Raw genomic sequence first — 1823 nt, 5'->3', positions numbered from 1 at the left:
GCTCCTCGCCGGTGGCGCGGAAGGACGGGCACATTACGGCGGGGCCCGTACTGGGCCCGTCCACACGGCACTTGGCGACGCCCACGCAGCGGCGGACGGCGGTGGCGAAGTCGCCGCCGTCGTGGGGATAGGCGAAGGCGGCCCCCGGCACCTTCCCGCCGGGCAGGACGGTGAAGCGGAGGTCGGTGTCGAGGGGGGCGGGGTCGGTGAGGATGCCGGGGTTGAGGCCGGCGTCCGGGTCCCAGGCGTGCTTGACGCGGGCGAACAGGGCGGTGAGGTCGGGGCCGTACATGCGGGGGAGCAGTTCGGCGCGGGCGCGGCCGTCGCCGTGCTCGCCGGAGAGCGAGCCGCCGTGGGAGACGACCAGGTCGGCCAGTTCCTCGGAGAAGGCGCGGAACCGGGCGACGCCGGCTGCCGACACCAGGTCGAAGTCGATGCGGACGTGGACGCAGCCTTCGCCGAAGTGGCCGTACGGGGCGCCGCGCAGGCCGTGCACGGTCAGCAGGGCGCGGAAGTCGCGCAGGTACGCGCCGAGGCGGGCGGGCGGGACGGCGCAGTCCTCCCAGCCGGGCCAGGCCTCCGCCCCGTCGGGAGTGCGGGTGGCGGTGCCGGCCGCGTCCTCGCGGACCGCCCACAGGGCCCGCCGGGCGGCGGGGTCGGTGACCACGGTGGCGGAGAGCGCGTCGGCGGAGTGGACGAGGGCGCCGGCCGCCGCGCGGGCCTCGGACTCGGTGGCGCCGCCGGTCTCGGCGAACAGCCAGGCGCCGGCGGGCGGCAGGGCGGCGCGGGCGGCAGGGTCGCGGACCAGGTCGGCGGCCATGCCCTCCAGGGTGAGGGGGCGGTGGGGCAGGAGGCCGGCGGCGGCGTCGGCTGCGGCGGTCTCGTCGGGATAGCCAAGGACGGCCAGGGCGCGGGCGGGCGGCTCGGGGACGAGGCGGACCTCGGCCGCGGTGAGCACGGCGAGGGTGCCCTCGCTGCCGCAGTAGGCGCGGGCCAGGTCCGCGCCGTTCTCGGGGAGCAGGGCGTCGAGCGCGTAGCCGGAGATGCGGCGGGGCAGGCCGGGGGGATAGCCGGTGCGGAGGAGGGCGAGGTGGGCGGAGACCAGCTCGCGCAGGGTGTCGGGCGCGCCTGACCAGCCCCGGCCGAGGACGGCGCGCTCGCCGCCGTAGCGGATGACGGAGAGGCGGGTGACGTTGTCGGCGGTGGTGCCGTACGCCACCGAGTGCGCCCCGCAGGCGTTGTTGCCGATCATCCCGCCGAGGGTGCAGCGGCTGTGGGTGGACGGGTCCGGGCCGAAGGTCAGGCCGTGCGGGCGGGCGGCGGCGCGGAGCCGGTCCAGGACCACGCCCGGCTGGACGGTGGCGGTGCGGGCCTCCGGGTCCAGGCTGAGGACGCGGCGCATATGGCGGGTGAAGTCGAGGACGACGCCGGTGCCGGTGGCCTGCCCGGCGATCGAGGTGGCCGCGCCGCGTGGGACGACCGGCACCCCCTGCTCCCGGCACACCGCGAGGGCCGCCGCCACGTCGTCGGCGTCGCGGGGCGCGACCACGCCGACCGGGACCCGGCGGTAGTTGGACGCGTCCATGGTGGCCAGCGCCCGGGCGGCGGCGGTGAAGTCCACCTCGCCCCGGACGGCGGCGCGCAGGGCACGGGCGAGGGCGTCCCCGCTGCCGGTGTGAGAGGCGCCGGGGTGCGAGGCGCCTGTGTGCGAGGCGCCGGTGCGCGAGGCGGCTGCTTCGGCGGTACGGCGTCGGTCGGCCATGGGATCAAGGATGCCGCCTGTCCGGCCGGTCAGGCGGGGAGGGGCAGGGGGACGACGTGGG

The 1823-nt window shown here is 78.1% G+C and carries 1 protein-coding gene; it reads right to left on the bottom strand.

The features are described from left to right. On the bottom strand, nt 1-1762 hold a 1762-nt coding region (locus C6N75_RS29940; RefSeq protein ID WP_146132726.1), incomplete at its 3' end, for an FAD-binding oxidoreductase. Between the last annotated feature and the right edge of the window lie 61 nt (nt 1763-1823).

Source organism: Streptomyces solincola (assembly GCF_002982015.1).
In the GTDB taxonomy this organism is placed as follows: domain Bacteria; phylum Actinomycetota; class Actinomycetes; order Streptomycetales; family Streptomycetaceae; genus Streptomyces; species Streptomyces solincola.
The sequence above is the reverse complement of the archived record's forward strand: the minus strand, read 5'-3'. Positions and strand labels throughout refer to the sequence as shown.